The following is a 20040-nucleotide window of genomic DNA, read 5'->3' as shown; positions in this document are numbered from 1 at the left end:
GACTACAAACCCAGAGGCCTGACTTCACGGATAAAATCAATCAGCAGGCGTAATCCCGTTGGCAACTGCCGGCGGCTGGAATAGTAAATGTAGAACCCTTCTCCGGCTGGCGCCCAGTCTGTCAGCACCAGCCGGAGACGCCCGTCTTGCACATAAGGGGCGACAAGTGGCTCCGGCAAATACATCAGACCAGCCCCGCCGAGCACTGCAACCAGCCCGGTCTGGGCCTGATCGACCGTAACCGATCCCGGTACGGTGATCTGCAGAGCCTCGCCATTACGTTCCAGCTCCCAGCGGTAAATGCGGTCATCGCCAAGGCGATTGCTGATGCAACGGTGGTTCATCAGGTCGTCAGGATGTTCAGGTGTGCCGGACCGCGCCAGATAATCAGGGGAAGCGGCGATCACCCAACGGATATCCGCCGAAAGCCGCCGGGCAATCATGTCTTCAGGCACAGTGCCCCCATAACGGATACCGGCGTCAAATCCGGCATCGGTGACATCGATCAGCCGGTTGCTGGCCACGAGATCAATTTCCACATCAGGGTAGCGCGCCATAAATGCCGGAATGACCGGAGCAATCAAAAGGTTCGCGGCTTCAACCGCTGCATTAATGCGGATCCGGCCGCTCGGCGTATCGCGAAACCTGTTGAGTGTCTCGAGCGCGTTATCAATCGCCTCAAACGGCTGCCCCACCGACGTTGCCAGTGCTTCACCGGCGGTCGTCAGGGTCACGCTTTTAGTCGTGCGGTTAAGTAACCGGACACCCAGACGGCTCTCCAGCCCTTTCAGCGCGTGGCTCAGCGCCGACGCACTGACACCCATTTCAACTGCCGCGCGACTAAAACTGCGGTGCCGGGCAATAGCCAGAAAGTAAATCAGATCGGCCACGTCAGAGCGGTTGGTTTGCATACGCGAAATACCTTTTTAGTTAACGCATTCCGCCTTATCCGCTCACCGTTATAATCGTCGCGCCAGTCTGCCCCGGGGTAGTTAAATTCCGCAAGGCGGGGTCAGCGCGGGGGCTGCGGCAGGCAGCGGCGGGATCACGCCATCGACAGGGTGTGGCAGATAAGGCGCTTCAAGTTCTTCAATTTCTGTAGTACTCAGCCGGAAGTTTAACGCACCAATGGCTTCAGCAAGATGTGCAGGTTTCGTCGCACCGACAATGGGTGCGGTGATCACCGGTTTCGACAGCAGCCAGGCAAGTGCTATGTGTGCACGGGATATGCCATGCTTCTGAGCAATACGCGCCACCACATCCACAACCGGCTTATCCAGTTCGGCGGCGTTCTGGTACATTTTCAGCGCAAAGGCGTCGTTTTCGCTGCGTGTAGTGTTCTCATCCCAGTCACGCGTCAGCCGCCCGCGAGCCATCGGACTCCAGGGGATAACACCCACGCCCTGATCCAGACATTGCGGCAACATTTCGCGCTCTTCTTCCCGATATAGAAGATTGTACTGCGGCTGCATGGACACGAAACGCGTCCAGCCATTTTTCTCCGCGGTATGCTGCATTTTGGCAAACCGCCATGCCTCCATCGATGAAGCGCCGATATAACGCACTTTGCCCGCTTTCACGATGTCATGCAGAGCTTCCATCGTTTCCTCAACCGGCGTACTGTGGTCAAAACGATGGATCTGATAGAGGTCAACATAATCCATACCCAGGCGACTGAGGCTGTCATCAATTGCCTGAAACAACGCCTTGCGCGACAGAAAACCGTTATTCGGCGCATTGCGCAACGGGAAAAACGCTTTGGTGGCAATCACCACTTCATCTCGCTTTGCCATATCGCGGATGGCGCGCCCGACAATCTCTTCCGAACTGCCGCCGGAATAAACGTTCGCGGTATCGAAGAAATTGATGCCCGCCTCGAGTGCCTGCCTGATCAGCGGACGTGAATCATCCTCTCCCAGCGACCAGGGCTGCGGCAACCGGTCGGGTTCACCGTAGCTCATACATCCGAGACACAGCCTGCTGACCTTCAGTCCGGTACGGCCTAAATTGATATATTCCATGTGCTTCTCCTGAGTTATATCAGTTACCGTAACCGGCGGAACTCACTGCGTGAAGGGCGTTTTAATGCATGGCGCATTGAGTAAAATTCATTAATGGCCGTAATTTGGGCTGATACCTGCCCTCACTTTTGCATTCCGCTGTAAAACAAGAAAAAATGTTGAAATTATTGATAAGCTCCGGTCAGCCAAACCTCGAAGAATCAGTGGGCAATGCCACCATTCTTAACGGACGTGATGATGCCATCATTGCGAAGCAAAAAACGCTGGCCTGAGATCATGCTGCACGCCTGATTGCTGCCATCAGGGAAATGGAAACTGATTTATAACAGGCCGGATAAAATAAATCCTCTGAACAGGTACACTATGAAAAACATCCTTATTTTTACTCTTGCGCTGAGCAGCGCGGTTGCCGCTCAGGAACGGATCACGCCTGCGGCTCCCGTTTTTTCTATTTTTGAGCTGGGTATTCAGCAAGGAAAAACGGCCACTTACGAAGAGATGGCAAAAAAGAATATTACGGCCTCCATCGCTGACCAAGCGGGAACGCTGGGCATGTATTCCATCAGGCAGAAAGCCAACGTGAATATTGCTTATATGGTGGAAATTTACGCAGACAATGATGCTTATAAAAAGCATCTTGAGTCCCCACAATATAAAGCTTTTATTCAGAACACCCCGGATATTATTGAACCGAATCACAAGCGTAAGATCGATACTGTCCCTCAGTTTCTGGGCGATAAAAAAGTGGTACAAAATGATGCAACGATAAACAACTTCGTTATCGTCGATGTGAAACCTGAATTCAGCCAGGCCTTTAAAGACATCGTTCTTCCCGAAATGGTGGAGTCGCTTAAAGTGGAAGATGGCGTACTGGCAATGTATGCAGCAACCGATAAAGAAAACAGCAACCGCTGGTATTTCTACGAGATCTACGCCAGTACAGCGGCTTATGAGGCGCACCGCCAGACCCCGCATTTCATCCACTACCTGAAACAAACAGCAAATATGACGACCAATAAAGAAGCCGTGTCCGTAAGCCCGGACCTTCTGCTGAACAAAGGGGGTTTAAGATTTACAAGGCCGTAAGGGATGTAACCCACTGCAACGCCTGAAATTTCTCTGGAAAGCGCACCTCATTTTCGCGGTTAGCCTGTTGGTTTAGCTTACTCAATTAGGCTATAGTGCGCCCGCTGCGGCAAAATCCGCAGCCGGGTTTCGCAGCTCGGCCAACACTATAAGGACGTACTTGATGTTATACATCGAGTGCAATTGTCTCTGCTCACCTGTTATTTAGGCAGCTAACCCTGTTTAATAACATCAATGGTGGCTCAGGCAGGGCAGCCTTCGGGCTGGCCGGTGTCCTTGTAGGCCGGTACTGCGAACCTTGTCTGAGCTACCACCCAAAGAGTTTCGCAGCTCCAGTGGTAGTCGTATTCACTACAAGGAGTCGTATATGAAACTATCGCATAGCCCCACATTTCTGCCCTTCTGCTCTGCTGTTCCTGTGCTGTTAAAAACAAGAGCACCCCGTCATGAATAATCGCGACTGGCATCAGGCCGATATCATTGCCGGATTACGTAAGAAAGGTACAACGATGGCCGCCGTATCCCGCGCTGCCGGTCTGAGTTCCTCGACACTGTCTAACGCACTTTCAAGACCCTGGCCGAAAGGCGAAATGCTTATTGCGCAGGCATTGGATATACACCCGAGCGCCATCTGGCCAAGCCGGTATTTCGACCCAAACACGCGTGAACTTATTCAGCGGAAGGTGAGATCTGCGGGCGGCATGTAGAAAGTTATAAAAAAACCCCACACCCGCTTCTCAGCGAATGTGGGGTTTTAACAATCTAAGCGTTAATCCAAATTACATCTGGATCAGATGTTTGATTTTCACGTCTGGATTAGTATCGGCTGCGTAATCAACGCCGTTCAGGCCAAAGCCGAACAGACGCATGAACTCGCTTTTGTAGCCCGCGAAATCTGTCAGCTCAGGGATGTTGTCATTGGTGACTTCATCCCACAGCTTGCCGACTTCTGCCTGCACTTCTGGCGCGATCTCTTTCAGGTCAGCGCGCAGACGGCCTTCGTTATCGAGCAGAGGCTCAGCGCCGTACAGGCTGTCTTTGTACAGACCGTAAACCTGCTCAATACAACCTTCGTGAGTGCCCTTCTCTTTCATCACTTTGAACAGCAGGGAAAGGTACAGTGGCATCACAGGGATAGCAGAACTCGCCTGAGTGACAACGGCCTTCAGTACGGAAACACGTGCGTCGCCGCCCTGCTCTGCCAGTGTGCTGCGGATATCCAGAACACGTTTGTCCAGATCCTTCTTCGCTTCACCGATAGAACCGTTCCAGTAGATGTCCTGCGTCACTTCTTCACCCAGATAGGTGAACGCCGTGGTCTTCGCGCCTTCAGCCAGTACACCGGCGGCTTTCAGGTCTTCGATCCACATCTGCCAGTCTTCACCACCCATGACCGCAACGGTGCCCGCGATTTCTTCAGGGGTTGCCGGCTCCAGCGTGGTTTCGTTGATAGTTTCTTTATCGGTATTGATGCCACGAATGGTGACTTGCTTACCGATTGGTTTCAGGGTGGAGTTGAACACTTCACCGGTTTTCGGGTGGGTACGGCGCGGCGCGGCCAGGCTGTAAACCACCAGATCTACCTGACCTAAATCTTGTTTGATCAGCTCAATGGTCTTTTGCTTCACTTCATCAGAGAACGCGTCGCCGTTGATGCTTTTAGCGTACAGACCTTTTGCGTCCGCAAATTCTTCGAAAGCAGCAGAGTTGTACCAGCCTGCGGTAGCAGTTTTCGATTCATCGCCCGGACGTTCGAAGAAGATGCCCAGCGTTGCTGCGTCAGAACCGAAAGCAGCTGAGATGCGGGCAGCGAGGCCGTAACCGGTAGAAGCACCGATCACCAGGACTTTTTTCGGACCGCCTTCGATTTTGCCTTGCGCGGTAACGTAGTCGATTTGTTCTTTAACGTTCGCCTTGCAACCTTCCGGATGGGCAGTAACACAGATAAAGCCACGGATGCGTGGTTTGATAATCATATAGACCTCATTGCAACTGTCTCAGTAAATTGGCCGATAGAATATAGGTTTGCGCCGTTTCAGGCAAAACCTGCTGCTTTTTCCCATCGTAAACAGACTTCTCTGAAGTAAAAACAGCGCTTATTTTACCCGAATGGATAAAAAACGAACCGCGATATCCTCTTTGAGAAAGTGTAATGCACTTCCAGTCTCACTCCTGCGCGGCATTCAGTATTTTCCGAAATTTTTGTGTCTGCGTTGTAATCCATGACTAATTTCCCCCGCCGCCTACCAAAATCCTAAACATGGGTTAGATTTAGAGGTTGTGTGATCTGCATCACACAAAAATATGACAACAATAATGAAATACAGGGAGCACTTGTGACTGAGAAACTCAACAGCGGGCAGGAAAGCGAGGCGAAGAAAACGCCGCCGCCGACCGAACCGCTGGTAAAAGTAATTGCGTTTATTGCCACCCTCGGTGGTTTATTGTTTGGCTACGATACAGGTGTGATTGCGGGCGCGCTGCTGTTCATGAAGCACGATCTGCATCTGACGTCGGTGACCACCGGGATGGTGACCAGCTTCCTGATACTGGGTTCTGCCATCGGTGCGATCTTTGCGGGTCGGGTCGCTGACCGGTTCGGGCGCAAAAAAATCATTCTGGTGATGGCAATCATATTCATGGCCGGTTCGCTGGGTTGTGCCATGGCACCCAACGTCGTACTGATGATTATGTTCCGCTTTATTCTCGGGCTGGCCGTCGGTGGCGCGGCGGCGATTGTGCCGATTTATATTGCGGAAATCGTGCCTTCTAACCGCCGCTGGCAGTTCGTCACCTTGCAGGAACTGATGATCGTGTCCGGCCAGCTGATTGCTTACACCAGTAATGCGGCCATTAACGAAGTCTGGGGCGGCGAAACTACCTGGCGCTGGATGCTGGGTGTCGCCTGTGTTCCGGCAGTGATTTTATGGGTCGGTATGTTGTTCCTGCCTGACACGCCGCGCTGGTATGCCATGCATGGCCGCTATCGCGAGGCACGTGACGTGCTGGAGCGCACCCGTAAAGCAGGCAGAGTAGAGAAAGAGCTGAGTGAGATCCGCAGTTCTATGAGTTCCAAAAGCGAGAAGCATTCCCGCCGCCAGAAGACTATTTCCGTCTGGATGAAACGCCTGGTATTTCTGGGAATTGGTATCGCCATGCTGCAACAACTCTCCGGCGTGAATACCATCATGTTCTACGCGCCGACCATGTTGCAGGCCACGGGGTTAAGCACTAACGCGTCTCTGATGGCGACCATCGCCAACGGAGTGATTTCGGTGATCATGACGTTTGTGGGCATCATGCTGCTCAGCCGCTTCGGGCGCCGTCCGCTGCTGCTGACCGGTCAGATCGGCTGTACCCTGACTCTGCTTGCCATCGGATTAGTCACCTGGCTGATGCCGGAAACTGTCAACGGCCATCCCGATGCGGTTCGCAGCTATCTGGTTCTTGGCGGTATGCTGATTTTCCTCTGCTTCCAGCAGGGCGCGTTGTCGCCTGTGACCTGGCTGCTGCTGTCGGAAATGTTCCCGATGCGCATCCGCGGTATGGCTAACGGCGTATCAGTCTTTGCTATGCAGATGACCAACTTCTCCATCGCCTTTATGTTCCCGATCATGCTGGATACCATCGGACTGACGATGTCCTTCTTCTGCTTTGCCGCCATCGGTGTCGCAGGGGGCATTTTCGCGATCATCTTCGCACCGGAAACGCAGGGCAAAACGTTAGAGCAAATTGAGAAACACTTCAAAAAGCACTTACAGGATGACCCTGCTCCGCAGGAAGCAAGAAGTTAACTTTTGTATCGCCGCATTAATACGCCGGACACGTTGTCCGGCGCTTTCTTAGTATGCTGTTCCCATACTCCCCGTAACCTGCACCCTTATTCACCCAGTTCAATGCACAAGTATTTCATTTCCAGATAATCGTCCATCCCGTGACGTGACCCTTCACGCCCCTGGCCGGACTGCTTGATCCCCCCGAACGGCGCGACTTCGTTGGAAATCAGGCCAGTGTTAATGCCCACCATGCCGTATTCCAGCGCTTCCGGCACGCACCACTGACGTGCAGCGTCGCGGGTAAAAATGTATGCAGCAAGGCCAAACTCTGTATCGTTTGCCATCGCCACAGCCTGCGCTTCATCGGTAAAGCTAAATACAGGTGCTACCGGACCAAAGGTTTCTTCACGCGCAAATTTCATCGCTGAGGTGACATTGCCGATAACTGTCGGCTGGAAGAAAGTTCCGCCCAACGCATGCGGCTGCCCCCCGGTCAGTAACGTGGCGCCTTGCGATAACGCATCTTCTATATGTTCCTGCACTTTGCTGACCGCAGCCTGGTCGATAAGCGGCCCCTGCGTGATGCCGGTTTGTGTGCCTTCACCCACGTTGAGTTTTTCCACTTCGTCGACCAGTCTGGCGATAAGCGCCGGATAAATGCCCTGCTGGACATAGATCCGGTTAGCGCAAACGCAGGTTTGCCCGCTGTTACGGAACTTCGAGGCCATGATCCCGGCCACAGCACGCTCCAGATTGGCGTCATCGAACACAATAAAGGGCGCGTTACCGCCCAGTTCCAGCGAAAGTTTTTTCACCGTCGGCGCACTTTGCGCCATCAGGATGCGCCCCACTTCAGTCGAACCAGTAAAGCTCAGCTTGCGCACCACCGGACTGTCGCACAACACCTTGCCCGTGGCCTGCGCTGAACCGGTGATCACCTGCAAAACGCCTGCCGGAATACCGGCTTCCATCGCCAGTTGTCCAAGCGCTAACGCACTGAGCGGGGTCTGTTCGGCTGGTTTAACAATCATTGCACAACCCGCAGCCAGCGCCGGTGCGGCTTTACGGGTGATCATCGCCGCAGGGAAATTCCACGGTGTGATAGCCGCACATACGCCGATCGGTTGTTTCAGAACCAGCATCCGCTGCGACGCCTGCACAGGAGCCAGAACGCTGCCTTCGACGCGTTTGGCTTCTTCGGCAAACCATTCGATAAAGGAAGCAGCGTAGACTATTTCGCCCCGCGCTTCCGCCAGCGGTTTGCCCTGTTCCGCCGTCAGCAATGCCGCTAAGTCGTCAGCGTGTTCCAGCATCAGCTGAGCCCATTTCTGCATCAGCGCAGCGCGTTGTTTTGCCGTCTTGTCTTTCCAGCCGCGCTGCGCCTGTTCTGCATACACGATGGCCTGCGCCGTTTGCGCCGTGGTGATTTGCGGAACGTGACCTATTACCTCTCCGTTTGCCGGATTAATCACATTGTCGAACTCACCGTTTTCACTGTCATACCATTCGCCATTAATGAGGCATTGCTGGCGCAGAAGACTTTGATGTTTCAGTTGCATAGGTTGCCTCAGTCAGCCAGAACGCGGGATAAAATCGCCAGTGCGTCTTTAAACTGGGCGTCAGGAATGGTCAGCGGATACAGGAAGCGGATCACGTTACCGTGTACGCCGCAGCTCAGCATCAGCAAACCGGCATCCAGCGCTTTGCGAAGATACTGTTTAGTCAGCTCAGCAGATGGTTTGCCGGTCGCGGGATCATTAAATTCGGCAGCGACCATCGACCCGCGTGCGCGGACATCCACCAGCGCCGGGCATGTCGTTTTGGCTTTTTCCAGCACTTCCACCAGTTCCGCTCCTAACCTGCTGGCGCGGTCACACAATTTTTCTTCTTCGATGATGTCGAGCACAGCAAGTGCTGACGCCACGGCCAGCGGATTACCTGCGTAAGTTCCGCCCAGACCTCCCGGCTCAGGTGCATCCATCAGCTCTGCGCGTCCCGTTACGCCGGATATCGGGATCCCGCCACCGAGGCTTTTCGCCATCGTGACGATGTCTGGTTTAGCATCCGGATAATAATCCGAAGCAAACATTTTGCCGGTACGGGCAAAACCGCTCTGGACTTCATCAGCAATCATTACAATGCCGTGGCGGTCGCAGATTTCACGCAGCCCTTTTACGAAATCTTCCGGCGCAATATTGAAACCGCCCTCGCCCTGAACCGGCTCATACATAATTGCTGCAACTTGCGAAGGGCTAATATCACTGCGGAAAATACGTTCGATGCTGTCGAGTGCCATTTGAGTGGTAACGCCATGCACGGCATTCGGATATTGCGCATGGAAAACGGAGGCAGGAAAAGGCCCGAACCCGACTTTATAAGGTACTACTTTGCCGGTCAGCGCCATGGTTAGCAGCGTGCGTCCGTGGAAAGCGCCGGAGAATGTCAGAATGCCAGGACGACCAGTTGCCGCGCGTGCAATTTTCACCGCGTTTTCTACCGCTTCCGCGCCTGTGCTGAAAAAGGTCGTTTTAGCTTTACCATTGACCGGAGCAATCGCATTGATGCGCTCTGCCAGATTCACAAAGCTGGCGTACGGGACAATCTGATAGGCCGTATGAGTGAAAAGGTCGAGCTGTGTGCGGATCGCTTCAACAATTTTCGGGTGACGATGCCCGGTGTTCAGCACAGCAATCCCGGCAGTAAAATCGATGTATTCCCGTCCCTGCTCATCCCACAGCGTGGCGTTTTCCGCCTTCGCCGCGTAGAAATCACACATGACGCCAACACCTCTTGGGGTCGCTTCTTTACGGCGTTTTTCCAGTTCACTGTGACTCATCTTTCGCTCCTGCATGAAGGTTGATGTTTTATAGATTGCCGGTTGCAAGATGAACAATTTGTCGAAATAGCAATCCGTTCTTGTGTTTTATCGCGCCAGCGGTTCTATAATCCAGAACCAGTTTGAATTATTTTGAGGTACCACTTTTGCGTTCACTGCTTTCTGACCTCATTTCGCAACGCCTGACCGGCCTTTCCGACACGTCTACAGGTACGCTGAATAAGCGCGTGTATCAGGCGTTACAACAGGCAATTTTCGACGGCAGTATCACACCAGGCAGCCGTTTACCGGCTTCGCGTGATCTTGCAAAAGAACTGGATATTTCGCGCAATACGGTGCTGGCTGCGTATGACCAATTGCAGGCGGAGGGTTATATTCAAACCCGTACCGGAAGTGGGACTTTCGTCACATCTGATTTGCCCGAGGACGGTGTAATTGCCGATAAAACTGCCCGATACTTTTCACCAGTTCGCAGTCATGTTGCGCTTTCCAAACGAGGCACCCGGTTGCTGACGCGCACAGGCGTTGCCTCGCAACAATGGGGCGCGTTCATGCCGGGCGTACCCGACGTGACCAAATTTCCACATGAAATCTGGCGCAAAATTCATAACCGACTGAGCCGCCGCCTGCACCCGGAATTCCTGACTTATTCCCGCCACGGCGGATGCCCGCAGCTGCAACATGCACTGGCGGATTATCTTCGTGTTGCACGTTCTGTTGATTGCACTGCTGACCAGATCCTGATCACCACAGGAACGCATCAGGCGCTGGATCTGCTGGCTAAAATGCTCTGCGACCCGGGCGACACCGCCTGGATTGAAGAGCCGAGCTACTGGGGAATTCGTAATGTGCTGACAATTAATGGCGTAGATATTCAGCCGATTCAGGTAGACGACAACGGAATGGATCCACCTGACAATCCGCCTGAAAATCCGTCTAAAAAACCACCGGATTGCCGTGTACCGAAACTGATATGCGTGACACCGTCACATCATTATCCACTCGGCTCGGTGATGAGTCTGGCAAGGCGCCAAAAAATTCTCGCAATGGCCAGTGAGCAAGGCAGCTGGATTGTGGAGGATGACTACGACAGTGAATTCCGTTACTCGGGCAGTCCGATCCCGGCACTGCAGGGACTGAGCAGCGATGCGCCTGTGATTTACATCGGAACATTCAGCAAGACGCTGTATCCCGCCATGCGCATCAGTTACATGGTTCTGCCCCGCCCGCTGGCATCACGCCTTAAAATTGCGCACTCAGAACTGTACCGCGGGGGAAATGGACTCACGCAACTGACGCTGGCGGAATTCATTCGCGAAGGACATTACGCCGCGCACATTCGCAAAATGCGGCTGATTTATGGTAAACGCCGAAATGCGCTGACACGGATGATTGGACAGGAACTTGGACCAGAATATCTGTGTGAAGACAGCAATGCCGGACTTCATCTGATCCTTTCGCTGCCGGATTCTATTGATGATGTGGCGCTGAGTGCAGAGCTTGAGCAATTAAATATCTTGACCCGCCCTCTCTCAGCTTACTATCTGCGCCCGACTCCGCGTCGCGGATTGTTGCTCGGTTATGGCTGTGTACCTGAGGAAGAAATAGAAACTGCATTCAGGCATATCATCGAGTGTCTGCGACGTCGGTTGCTTTCCGCTGGTACAACCGGGCCAGAAGTAAGTCAGTAAATATTAATCCCATAATCATGTGATTGTGTGATTGCATGATTGCGTGATTGCGTGATTGCGTGATTGCGTGATTGCGTGATTGCGTGATTGCGTGATTGCGTGATTGCGTGATTGCGTGATTGCGTGATTTTACAATTCTAAGAGCATACAATCAAAAAATCATTGAATCCCATCATCTTGTAATCAGACAAAAATCTTTGAATCCTGATACTCCCTGCATCCTGAAATCATAAGATATAAATTCCAGGATTTTACAATCACAGAATCTCTGAATCTTGAGATTTCGGCTACTTACATCCTATTATCTTGTGATTACATAATCCCATCCTGACCACACAGAATCACAGGATAAGAATCCTAGCATCCTATAATCCCTTCTTAATCTCAGGATGATATAATCCTCACCTTCGCCTATAGAATCTCATAATCATGAAATACAGACATGAAATCTTATAATCTTGGAATCCCAATATAATCCTGAGATTCTACAATCCTTTTGTATTGAGTCGGGATCTATTATTAAATCATTGATATACTTAGAATGATTATATAATCTCATAATCTTAAGTTACACGCATAATCCTATAATCCTGCAATCACCCATTCTTATATAATCTCAGGATGATGAAATCCCGGTATCCTATCCGCAATCTGGCTACTACAAAAACACTCATACGGGATGTTAAGATTACAGGATTCGATCATCTCAGAATGAGATTTAAGTATCTTGTGATTCTGAGAGGCTAGAATCCGGGTATGCTATCAGCGTTCCGATCAGGTTATTTTAAATATTAATCCTGGAATCCTGATGCTTCTGGAATCCTGAAATCCGCTAGCTCACGTGATGCTGTCTCAGGAGTATAAGATGGTGAGATGGTGAGATGGTGAGATGGTGAGATGGTGAGATGGTGAGATGGTGAGATGGTGAGATGGTGAGATGGTGAGATGGTGAGATGGTGAGATGGTGAGATGGTGAGATGGTGAGATTTTATATCCTGATGCGGTCATGTCCAGTCATTTGATTCAACTTGTGTATCCTGTCATCTGGTGATAACCGGATAGTTGAATCTCAAGCTCATAAGATTCAGAGATTCAGAGATTCAGAGATTCAGAGATTTAATAATCACCGGATAGCAGGGTTGACGCAAACACACTGCAAGCAGGTTCAAGCAAAATCCGAAGATTTCGTAATCCTAAAATCATTAAATCCTGACCTCATAAAATCCTGTGATTTATGCGAATTACCATTCTCGTATTATCGAATGACGAGTTCAACAACCACACAGAATCCTGTAATCATAGGATATTGTAATTCGATAATCCTTAGATATTGAAATCCCAGGCTGCAAACTTTATAGTAGCACTCCAATCCTGTGATTCATGGATTAGAAAATCTCAGAATCCTAAGATTACAAACTATACGAATCCTAAAATCTTATGATTTTGGAATCCTGATATCTTTACCGAACGCTTCATTAAGAGGTTGTCATGGCAGCGAAAATTATTTCCTTCCTTAACGGGAAGGGCGGAGTAGGGAAAACCACGACATCAATAAACATCGCAACCTGTCTGGCAAGACAAGGCCATAAAGTGGTGATGGTTGATACCGATCCACAGGGAAGCATCAGCAACTGGTATGACGAAAGCAAATGCCAGTTTGACCTGGCCGAAGCCGCTTCAGAAAAAGAAGTTTATACCGTACGCAAGCAACTGAAAGAATACGATTACGTAGTGATCGATGGGGCAGCTGCCATTTCTGCAATTTCATCTGCAGCGGTTATGGTCAGTGATTTAGTCCTGATCCCCGTGACACCGTCACCTTTAGATTTTGCCGCCTGTGGCGCTATTTTGGCCGTGGTAGAGGCCCGCGAAAACCTGCAACCGGTAATTGCCCGCTTTCTGATCACTAAAAAAGTGGCATCCGCTAAAATGCTTGAAGTACTTAAAGAATCCATTGCCGACACGGGTGTTCCTGCACTGCGTACCGGCACGACCCAACGCCAGGTTTACATACGAACCATGATGGACGGCGGCACCGTTTTCGATACAACGGACGGAAATGCGAAGGGTGAAATTGAAATTATGACCAAAGAAATCAAGGAGTTGCTGAAATGAAAATGAAACTTGGCCAGCACAGACAACTGACTACAGCACTGGACGCTGTGGCTAAACCACCTGCATCGGTGAAAAAATTACAAACGAATATCGATGAGGAACTGCATCGCCGGTTCAAAACCAGCTGCTTCCTGCAGGATCGCGAAATGAAAGATGTTCTGACAGAACTGATCGAAGCATGGCTCATCCACAACGAACGCGCATAAGAATATGATCACTGGCTGGATCGGGTCTTACAGGCCCGTTTCAGGTTTCATCCAGCCTGTAACCTTTGCTTTATGTGCCTTAAACGCTAATCAATCCCTTCCTGAAGTATTCTCTCCGTTGTTATCAGATCCCAAGATCAAATAATGTTTTGTTTATTTTATAAGTTTAGATCTTTCTCTTTAGGGAGCACTTTTACTTTTAATTATCATGTAGTTAAAACACATATTGTGGAGTCATTTCCTGCCAGAGGTGGAGATCCTTCATGTTAGATGTGGATCCTTTTCATGGTCAATGTAGAGTCTTTTTATGTGGATAATTTCTTTAGGGATCAAGCCATTACCAAGGTGGAATAATTTTCTGTGGATACTTTCCTCCTGTGTGATCCCGCACTGCCCAAATAGCCCCAAACTCCCTAACATACTGCCATAACTGCCTTTTCTAATACGTGGAGACTTTTCCTGATCGAGGAGGAAAGTGGGTTATGTGGAAGAATTTCCTGTGACAGCGTCACGTGATGTCACAAAGACCAAAATAGGCTCCCCGAAAGGCTGCTGGCAGGGTACAGAAGGCTATTCAGGGGGGATAAAGCCATTATGTGGAGATTTTTCCTGATCCCTGAAAGCCTATATGTGGAAACATTATCTGATCCCAAAAAGAGTATTTTGGATCAAGATTGAACTCGGTTCATTGAAAAACAATGAGTTAGATTTATTGTGACGGTGTCACTTGATGATATGTGGAGATTTTTCCTGATCCAGGACGTCGTTTAAGCTTTCTAACACCAGGTTGAAAAAAGAAGTGCCTACAATAAGTGGAAAGATTTCCTGTTCCCGTAAAGCGGTTTATGTGGAAAGATTTTCTGTGATCTGATCGCTGGGGCTATGTGGAGAGATTTCCTGATCAAATGCCCGTCGCGTCGCTAATGTGGAGACATTTTCTGATCCCACTCACAGGCATATGTGGAAAGTTTTCCTGATGATCCATTTGGGGACCCGAATACAGCCTTAAAACGAAGTGAGAAGGGGATCACATTGCAGAGATTGATGGTTAAGCGTGCTATCACACCTCTAATGTGGAGGAATTATCTGATCATCGGCCAGTGGAAGGGGAGGTTCTGTGCTGCATGAACGTTGAGGATCCCTGAGAAGATATGTGGAGTGATTTCCTGTAAAAAGACTGTCGATCCAGCATGTTAAAAAAAGGATCCCTGCTGGGCCTGAAATGCTTATGTGGAGATTTTTCCTGATCGGATTTTTTCGATCCTTACTTAACGCAATGATTTATAGGCATTAAATAAGCCTTGTTTTTACTTTACGACAGCATTTTTTATGTGGAATAATTTACCTACTTTCCACTTATGGATCCTGCTACATGGAACTGAATAAACTCACAGTAGTTCAGGGGAACGATCTTCTTGAAGGCGCCTATAGCGTTACTCTGGATGAAATGCGCCTGCTTAACCTGGCGCTGGCTCAAATTGATAGCAGGAAACCGCAACCGGATACGCTTTATCGACTTTTCCCTCAGGATTATCAGCGGATCTACGGGGTTAACCCGACAAGCAGCCACCGCCAGTTGCGCGAAGCAGCTGAAAGCCTGATGAAAAAGCCGGTGACCATCTACAAGCCTGATGTGAAAACCGGCAAAGTGCGTACCGTGCAGCTTTCCTGGTTTTCACGTCTGGAATACGTCAGCAGTGACGATCATAGTGCAGTCGTACTGAGATTCGGGCAGGACGTGGCTCCGTATCTGTATGAACTTAAAGAATCTTTTACCAAACTCAATTTCGCCAATATCGCGAAGCTGGATACCCCGTTCTCCGTACGCCTGTATGGCTGGCTAATCAAAGCCAAGAACCTCTACGGGCGACGCAGTGGCAAAGCCATCGAAGTGACACTTGATCTCAACTGGATGCGCGAGAAGGCCGGTTTGGCGGGCAAATACGAGGACTATCGTGACTTCCGCCAGAAGCTGCTTGAGCCGACGATCAATCGGATCAATGCCAATACGGATATTTCAGTGGTCTGGGAGCCGGTAAAACAGGGCAGAACGGTCGTATCCATCAAGTTTGCCTACGTGGATGAATCCGCACCAGAAGCCAGCAAGCCGCTGCGTCCGCGCTTACCACGACGTCCGCGTGCCGTGGCCGGTTCTGCTCTGGAAGGCGAGTGGGCACGTCGCTGCATCGCCATCTTTGAAGAGTATCGTGAGAAATTAAGTGCTTACGATGTTGAGGAAAAGGCTACCTTACCGGATCTTCGCAAGCTTTCAGGTTGGTACAAAATGATTGGCGAAAAGAACAAGCAGAAAGAGATCCTCGCAGAAGTCAGTTCCCGCAGCAAAAAAGTGGCTGCCTGACCTCACAGCATTCATCATCACATTCAACGGCGTATCCTTAAAAAGATACGCCGTTTTTCTTTGCCTGTTATCCGGCAGAAATAGATAAGTTTCCTACAGTGCTCCTGATGTAGTTGGCTCTGTGAGGTTAGTAAGCACTCACTGGGTGTGATCAGGTAATCTTTCCACATTAGCCGTTTTGGCGGCTTTTTCAGCGTACTGTAGCAAAAGCTATAAGCCATACGTTACGAAAAGGGATCACATGAGCCCTAAAAACCAGGGTAGAAGCCTGTTTCCAGCGTATTTACTGGTTAGGAATGTAAGTGAGTACTGACGCTGTCTGCCACGCATTTCCTTAAATTGCCAGTATGCACCATTTGCACCGCCATTTTATCGCCATTTAAGCCAGGGGGTTTAGCCTCACTGCTTCCTCAAGATGCTCAGGTGCAAAGTGGGCATAACGCATTGTCATTTTGATATCGGTGTGGCCTAAAACACGCTGCAAAACGAGAATGTTTCCCCCCTTCATCATGAAGTGAGAAGCGAACGTGTGACGAAGCACATGCGATGATTGACCTGCTGGTAGCTGTATATCGGTGCGTTGCAAGGCAGAGCGAAATTCGCGGTAGCAGTCTGTAAATAGCCTCCCGCTTTTTACTGCTGGTAACGAGTCGTAAAGGTCTTTGCTGATCGGTATGGTTCGATTCTTACGCCCTTTAGTCTTCGTGTATGTGACTTTATATTCCGTCACCTGGCTTCTGTTGAGTTCCTGAGCCTCCGACCAGCGTGCGCCCGTTGAGAGGCATAGTTTTACAATACATTCTAAGTCGCCGTTACTTTCGTTTCTGCATTCCGCCAAAAGCTGCTCTATCTGCTCTTTTGTCAGAAAAGCCATTTCGCTTTCATCTGTGCGGAACGGCCGAACATTCTTGATCGGGTTTTCACCTTTCCATTCTTCAAGGCGAATAAGCTCATTAAAAACAGCTCTAAAATATGCCTGCTCAAGATTGATCGTTTGTGGGGTGATCTTCTTCACTCTGTTGCCGCGTGAAAAATCCCCTAAAAGTCTCTTTTCCCGATAACGGGAAAACATCTTTGCATCGAATTCCCTGGCAAGTGGTTCGCCCATGCAAACAGAAGCGTGTGTCATTACGGCGAGACGTCTGTCTGCATCTTTTAGCGTAAGGCCATGGGCGTAGTACCAGATTTTCAGCACTTCTATCAGAGTGCGATTATCGTCCTTTTCATCCTGCCAGGGTTTGGTAATGGTGTGTTGCTCGAAGGCCAATGCTTCGCCTTTGGTGGCGAATTTCTTGCGTATACGCTTACCCTTTGCACCGTTCGGATAAAGCTCGCACAGCCACCATCCATCAGCCTGTTTTCTGACTGCCATCAATTTACCTCTGCATAAATCCCTATCACACGACCAAGCGTTTTTATCTCATCAATGCCGCATTCAAAAGGGACTTTGCCGCCAGCAACGTGAAGCCTCCTTGCCGGTAATAACGTCAAGTCGCGGATGCTGATAGATCCTTCAATATCGACCAACCATGTTCCATCAGAAAGAGACGCATCTTTTTCAACCATATGAGTCTTTCCATCAGACTTAACACAGATAGGTTGAGTAAGAGCTTTACCAAAAAGCTTGTGATCGATGTTCAAAGAACCGTCTTCACTAAGTTTTCCTTCACTTAAAGTGAATAATTTAAATGTTGAAGAAGAGTTTTGAGTATTTGAAGCATCTAAACCACTTCTTAAGCTTTGTCCTTCCCCAGTAAGCAACCAGCGTGTCTCCGCTCCGGTTTCGAGAGAGCAGTGAACTAAGAAGTCATAGGAGATGGAGCCGCGTGTATAGCGGTTTTGCAGCGAACTTGCGGCAATGTTGAAGTGCCTGGCTAGCTGGATTTTCTGGCTAAATCCGTAGGCTTGGCAGATTCGATTAAGAACATCTTCATTACTTATCCCAGCATCTTTTTCCATGAAATACGTACCTGCGTATTGATTAATGCGTTTTTACGCATTAAAGTGCGGTTAAACCTGATTCATTGATGGCGATAGTTGGCAAACGGTGGCAATCAATGACAAATAAATCACTAAAAAGGGAATGATGCATTATGACCGCTCTCATTACAATTAAGATCCCCCGTGCAACTGTGCACCCAGAAGAATTCGCAGCTCTCGAAGGTGTATCTGTTCGCACCGTATATCGCCAGACAACCGGCGAAAACCCTCGCATTCCAATAGAACCGCGCACTATCAAGAAGGGCAACAAGCGCGCCGGTGGTCCAATCAGAATTCTGTACGCTCGTTATAAAGAAATGGAAGCCAAAAAGAATCTTGGTCATTCACGATTTCAAATTGTTATTGGCGCTTAATTCACATTAAGTGAATTTTGAGAGGTAAACATGTTTGATTTTCAGGTTTCCAACCAGCCGCACTTTGATAACGCGTGTCGTGCTTTTGCCGTTCGTCACAACCTGTCAAAACTTGCTCGCACTATCGGAATGAAAGAACAGACCCTGCGTAACAAGCTGAATCCTGATCAGGTTCATCAGCTTACTGCCATTGAAATTGCAGTGATCACTGATGCTACCGAAGACGCAACTCTGATCGATGGATTGCTGGCACAGATGAAATGTATGCCTGCGGTTCCAGTGAATGAGTTGGCCGAGGGGAATATTGCTACCTACACGCTTCACGCCACGGCAGCGTTGGGATCGGTTGCTGCAGGTGCGGCATCACCGGAACGGCAAACACGCCAGGCTAAAAACGCAATTATGGAAAGTGTGAACGCAGGGATCCGCCATCTGTCGCTGATCGGTTTGGCGATTCAGGGGCGGGTTGAAGGTTCACCGGTGCTGGCCTCCGCCGTCGGCGCCGTGGCAAGCGTTGCTACCAATGGGATGCTTTGACTATGCCAATCTCAATTGCACCACTTCTGAAACAGCAAAGTCCTTTACGTCACTTTGGTCATGGTTGCATCGAGTTGCCAGGCGGAAAGCGTTGGAGTCCTTCACTGTTAAAAGCCACTGCCCCGCAGGCCGTTAGAAATTCAATGCCGCTTCTTAAGCGACTGTTTAGTTGAGGTGACTATGTTTTTAGGGAACGAAGAACATATCCAGATCGGTAAAAAGCATCTGACAAGAATTAAAGAGATGTTGGAACACAAAAAGAATGTAGCGCAGGAAACATTTGATAGTCAGCCGCTACATATGCGCAAAACGATCTGCTTTCATGCTGGCCTGAAAAATCGCCACGTAGAAATGAAGTTTGCAGAACTAACGCCGACTGAGCGGCATCAAGTGGTTGCGGCGCTGAATTCCTTACTGGGTTTAACTGAGTCACTTCCGAAATTTATCAGTGAAGATGACTGCAAGATAAATATCAGACACTAACCCGAATCGAAATTAATTGGCGTAAACCCGCCGGGTATTCTTTTGCCTAAAAACAGGAAATTATTATGCGAAATATTGAGACTCACCCAATCAAATTTTCATCTAATCAGGGGGCAGCGCAGGCCGAATATATTGCTTATTTAGCTTCATTATCTGATGCACGTTTAGACGAAAGGCGAAATCTGGCTGCCGTGTTCTCTGCCCGCCTTGATGCGATTGCGGCTTTCATTCTTCAAAAGGATGTTGGGGGGCGTGGTGCTGTTGAAATACTGCGCCAAGAAGCTGAGCGCATTCAAAACGAAGCGTGGGAGGTTGTCTGATGCCGGATTTACTCGATTCAATCACAGAGCGTCAGGCAGAAATACTTGAGTCCCAGATTAACGCAGTTAGACAGGTAGTGACGGGTATTTCTGCAATGTTCTGTCTTGACTGTGAGCGCCCAATTCCAGAAGAACGCCGCGCAGCTCTGCCAGGTGTTGAGCTTTGTGTGTATTGCAAAGAACTTCGTGAACTCAATGCCAAACACTACCGAGGCAACCAGTGATCATATTCGCGGTGGTGTTGCTCGTATTGGCT

The 20040-nt window shown here is 49.7% G+C and carries 21 protein-coding genes; 14 read left to right on the top strand and 7 right to left on the bottom strand.

Features of this window, described 5'->3' with window-relative positions; all coding sequences use genetic code 11:
• Positions 1–2: 2 nt before the first annotated feature.
• Positions 3–911, bottom strand: coding sequence for a LysR family transcriptional regulator (locus tag CKQ54_RS25350; RefSeq protein WP_120162899.1), 909 nt, complete (start codon positions 909–911; stop codon positions 3–5).
• 81 nt (positions 912–992) lie between these two features.
• A complete protein-coding gene (locus tag CKQ54_RS25345; protein ID WP_120162898.1) occupies positions 993–2021 on the bottom strand; it encodes an aldo/keto reductase in 1029 nt (342 codons plus the stop codon).
• Between the two features lie 363 nt (positions 2022–2384).
• Here CKQ54_RS25345 and CKQ54_RS25340 point away from each other — a divergent pair, with 363 nt between their 5' ends.
• From CKQ54_RS25340 to CKQ54_RS25330, 3 genes are all read left to right on the top strand, one after another.
• Positions 2385–3107, top strand: a complete 723-nt coding sequence (locus CKQ54_RS25340) for a putative quinol monooxygenase (RefSeq protein WP_120162897.1) — start codon at positions 2385–2387, stop codon at positions 3105–3107.
• Between the two features lie 225 nt (positions 3108–3332).
• A complete protein-coding gene (locus tag CKQ54_RS26145) occupies positions 3333–3389 on the top strand; it encodes a hypothetical protein (RefSeq protein ID WP_390889625.1) in 57 nt (18 codons plus the stop codon).
• Between the two features lie 164 nt (positions 3390–3553).
• Complete coding sequence (locus CKQ54_RS25330) at positions 3554–3814, top strand: helix-turn-helix domain-containing protein (protein ID WP_113876598.1); 261 nt, start codon at positions 3554–3556, stop codon at positions 3812–3814.
• A gap of 72 nt (positions 3815–3886) precedes the next feature.
• Here the strand turns inward: CKQ54_RS25330 and fabV are convergent, their stop codons facing one another.
• The gene (gene fabV, locus CKQ54_RS25325; protein WP_120162896.1) at positions 3887–5083 is read right to left on the bottom strand and encodes an enoyl-ACP reductase FabV; all 1197 of its coding nucleotides are present in this window, start codon (positions 5081–5083) and stop codon (positions 3887–3889) included.
• A 306-nt stretch (positions 5084–5389) separates the two neighbouring features.
• Between fabV and CKQ54_RS25320 the strand changes: the two genes are divergently transcribed.
• Positions 5390–6901, top strand: coding sequence for a sugar porter family MFS transporter (locus CKQ54_RS25320; RefSeq protein ID WP_279630530.1), 1512 nt, complete (start codon positions 5390–5392; stop codon positions 6899–6901).
• An 86-nt stretch (positions 6902–6987) separates the two neighbouring features.
• On the opposite strand, the gene CKQ54_RS25315 is transcribed toward CKQ54_RS25320, so the two are convergent.
• Both CKQ54_RS25315 and CKQ54_RS25310 read right to left on the bottom strand, forming a co-directional pair.
• Positions 6988–8442, bottom strand: coding sequence for an NAD-dependent succinate-semialdehyde dehydrogenase (locus CKQ54_RS25315; RefSeq protein ID WP_120162895.1), 1455 nt, complete (start codon positions 8440–8442; stop codon positions 6988–6990).
• Between the two features lie 8 nt (positions 8443–8450).
• The gene (locus CKQ54_RS25310; protein ID WP_113876593.1) at positions 8451–9719 is read right to left on the bottom strand and encodes a 4-aminobutyrate--2-oxoglutarate transaminase; all 1269 of its coding nucleotides are present in this window, start codon (positions 9717–9719) and stop codon (positions 8451–8453) included.
• Between the two features lie 146 nt (positions 9720–9865).
• Here CKQ54_RS25310 and pdxR point away from each other — a divergent pair, with 146 nt between their 5' ends.
• The 4 genes from pdxR to CKQ54_RS25290 all read left to right on the top strand — a co-directional run bounded on the left by pdxR (position 9866) and on the right by CKQ54_RS25290 (position 16090).
• The gene (gene pdxR, locus CKQ54_RS25305) at positions 9866–11410 is read left to right on the top strand and encodes a MocR-like pyridoxine biosynthesis transcription factor PdxR (RefSeq protein WP_120162894.1); all 1545 of its coding nucleotides are present in this window, start codon (positions 9866–9868) and stop codon (positions 11408–11410) included.
• Between the two features lie 1488 nt (positions 11411–12898).
• Positions 12899–13525 (top strand): ParA family partition ATPase, encoded by a 627-nt coding sequence (gene parA / locus CKQ54_RS25300; protein ID WP_120164068.1) that lies wholly within the window; start codon positions 12899–12901, stop codon positions 13523–13525.
• Positions 13522–13731: a plasmid partition protein ParG gene (locus tag CKQ54_RS25295; protein WP_112289538.1), complete on the top strand. Its 210-nt coding sequence runs from the start codon at positions 13522–13524 to the stop codon at positions 13729–13731. Before parA ends, CKQ54_RS25295 begins: the two co-directional genes overlap by 4 nt.
• Positions 13732–15103: 1372 nt before the next feature.
• Positions 15104–16090: a replication initiation protein gene (locus CKQ54_RS25290; protein WP_112289539.1), complete on the top strand. Its 987-nt coding sequence runs from the start codon at positions 15104–15106 to the stop codon at positions 16088–16090.
• Between the two features lie 379 nt (positions 16091–16469).
• On the opposite strand, the gene CKQ54_RS25285 is transcribed toward CKQ54_RS25290, so the two are convergent.
• Both CKQ54_RS25285 and CKQ54_RS25280 read right to left on the bottom strand, forming a co-directional pair.
• The gene (locus tag CKQ54_RS25285; RefSeq protein WP_120164069.1) at positions 16470–17462 is read right to left on the bottom strand and encodes a phage integrase; all 993 of its coding nucleotides are present in this window, start codon (positions 17460–17462) and stop codon (positions 16470–16472) included.
• A complete protein-coding gene (locus tag CKQ54_RS25280) occupies positions 17462–18049 on the bottom strand; it encodes a phage repressor protein CI (protein WP_120164070.1) in 588 nt (195 codons plus the stop codon). The genes CKQ54_RS25285 and CKQ54_RS25280 overlap by 1 nt, the downstream gene beginning before the upstream one ends.
• A gap of 134 nt (positions 18050–18183) precedes the next feature.
• On the opposite strand from CKQ54_RS25280, the gene CKQ54_RS25275 reads away from it, so the two are divergent.
• The 6 genes from CKQ54_RS25275 to CKQ54_RS25250 all read left to right on the top strand — a co-directional run bounded on the left by CKQ54_RS25275 (position 18184) and on the right by CKQ54_RS25250 (position 20008).
• Positions 18184–18444 (top strand): hypothetical protein, encoded by a 261-nt coding sequence (locus tag CKQ54_RS25275; protein ID WP_120164071.1) that lies wholly within the window; start codon positions 18184–18186, stop codon positions 18442–18444.
• A 30-nt stretch (positions 18445–18474) separates the two neighbouring features.
• Positions 18475–18981: a phage regulatory CII family protein gene (locus CKQ54_RS25270; protein WP_113876586.1), complete on the top strand. Its 507-nt coding sequence runs from the start codon at positions 18475–18477 to the stop codon at positions 18979–18981.
• 2 nt (positions 18982–18983) lie between these two features.
• The gene (locus CKQ54_RS25265) at positions 18984–19154 is read left to right on the top strand and encodes a phage filamentation protein Fil family protein (protein ID WP_120164072.1); all 171 of its coding nucleotides are present in this window, start codon (positions 18984–18986) and stop codon (positions 19152–19154) included.
• A gap of 7 nt (positions 19155–19161) precedes the next feature.
• Positions 19162–19464, top strand: a complete 303-nt coding sequence (locus CKQ54_RS25260) for a hypothetical protein (RefSeq protein WP_013573902.1) — start codon at positions 19162–19164, stop codon at positions 19462–19464.
• Positions 19465–19529: 65 nt separating this feature from the next.
• Positions 19530–19784, top strand: coding sequence for a DUF2732 family protein (locus CKQ54_RS25255; protein WP_120164073.1), 255 nt, complete (start codon positions 19530–19532; stop codon positions 19782–19784).
• Entirely contained in the window at positions 19784–20008 is a 225-nt protein-coding gene (locus CKQ54_RS25250) for a TraR/DksA C4-type zinc finger protein (RefSeq protein WP_120164074.1), read from the top strand. Before CKQ54_RS25255 ends, CKQ54_RS25250 begins: the two co-directional genes overlap by 1 nt.
• Positions 20009–20040: the final 32 nt, after the last annotated feature.

Origin of the sequence: Rahnella variigena (assembly GCF_003610915.1) — a bacterium.
Lineage (GTDB): Bacteria > Pseudomonadota > Gammaproteobacteria > Enterobacterales > Enterobacteriaceae > Rahnella > Rahnella variigena.
Note: the sequence above shows the minus strand (reverse complement) of the source record. Positions and strands in the feature narration are given on the sequence as shown.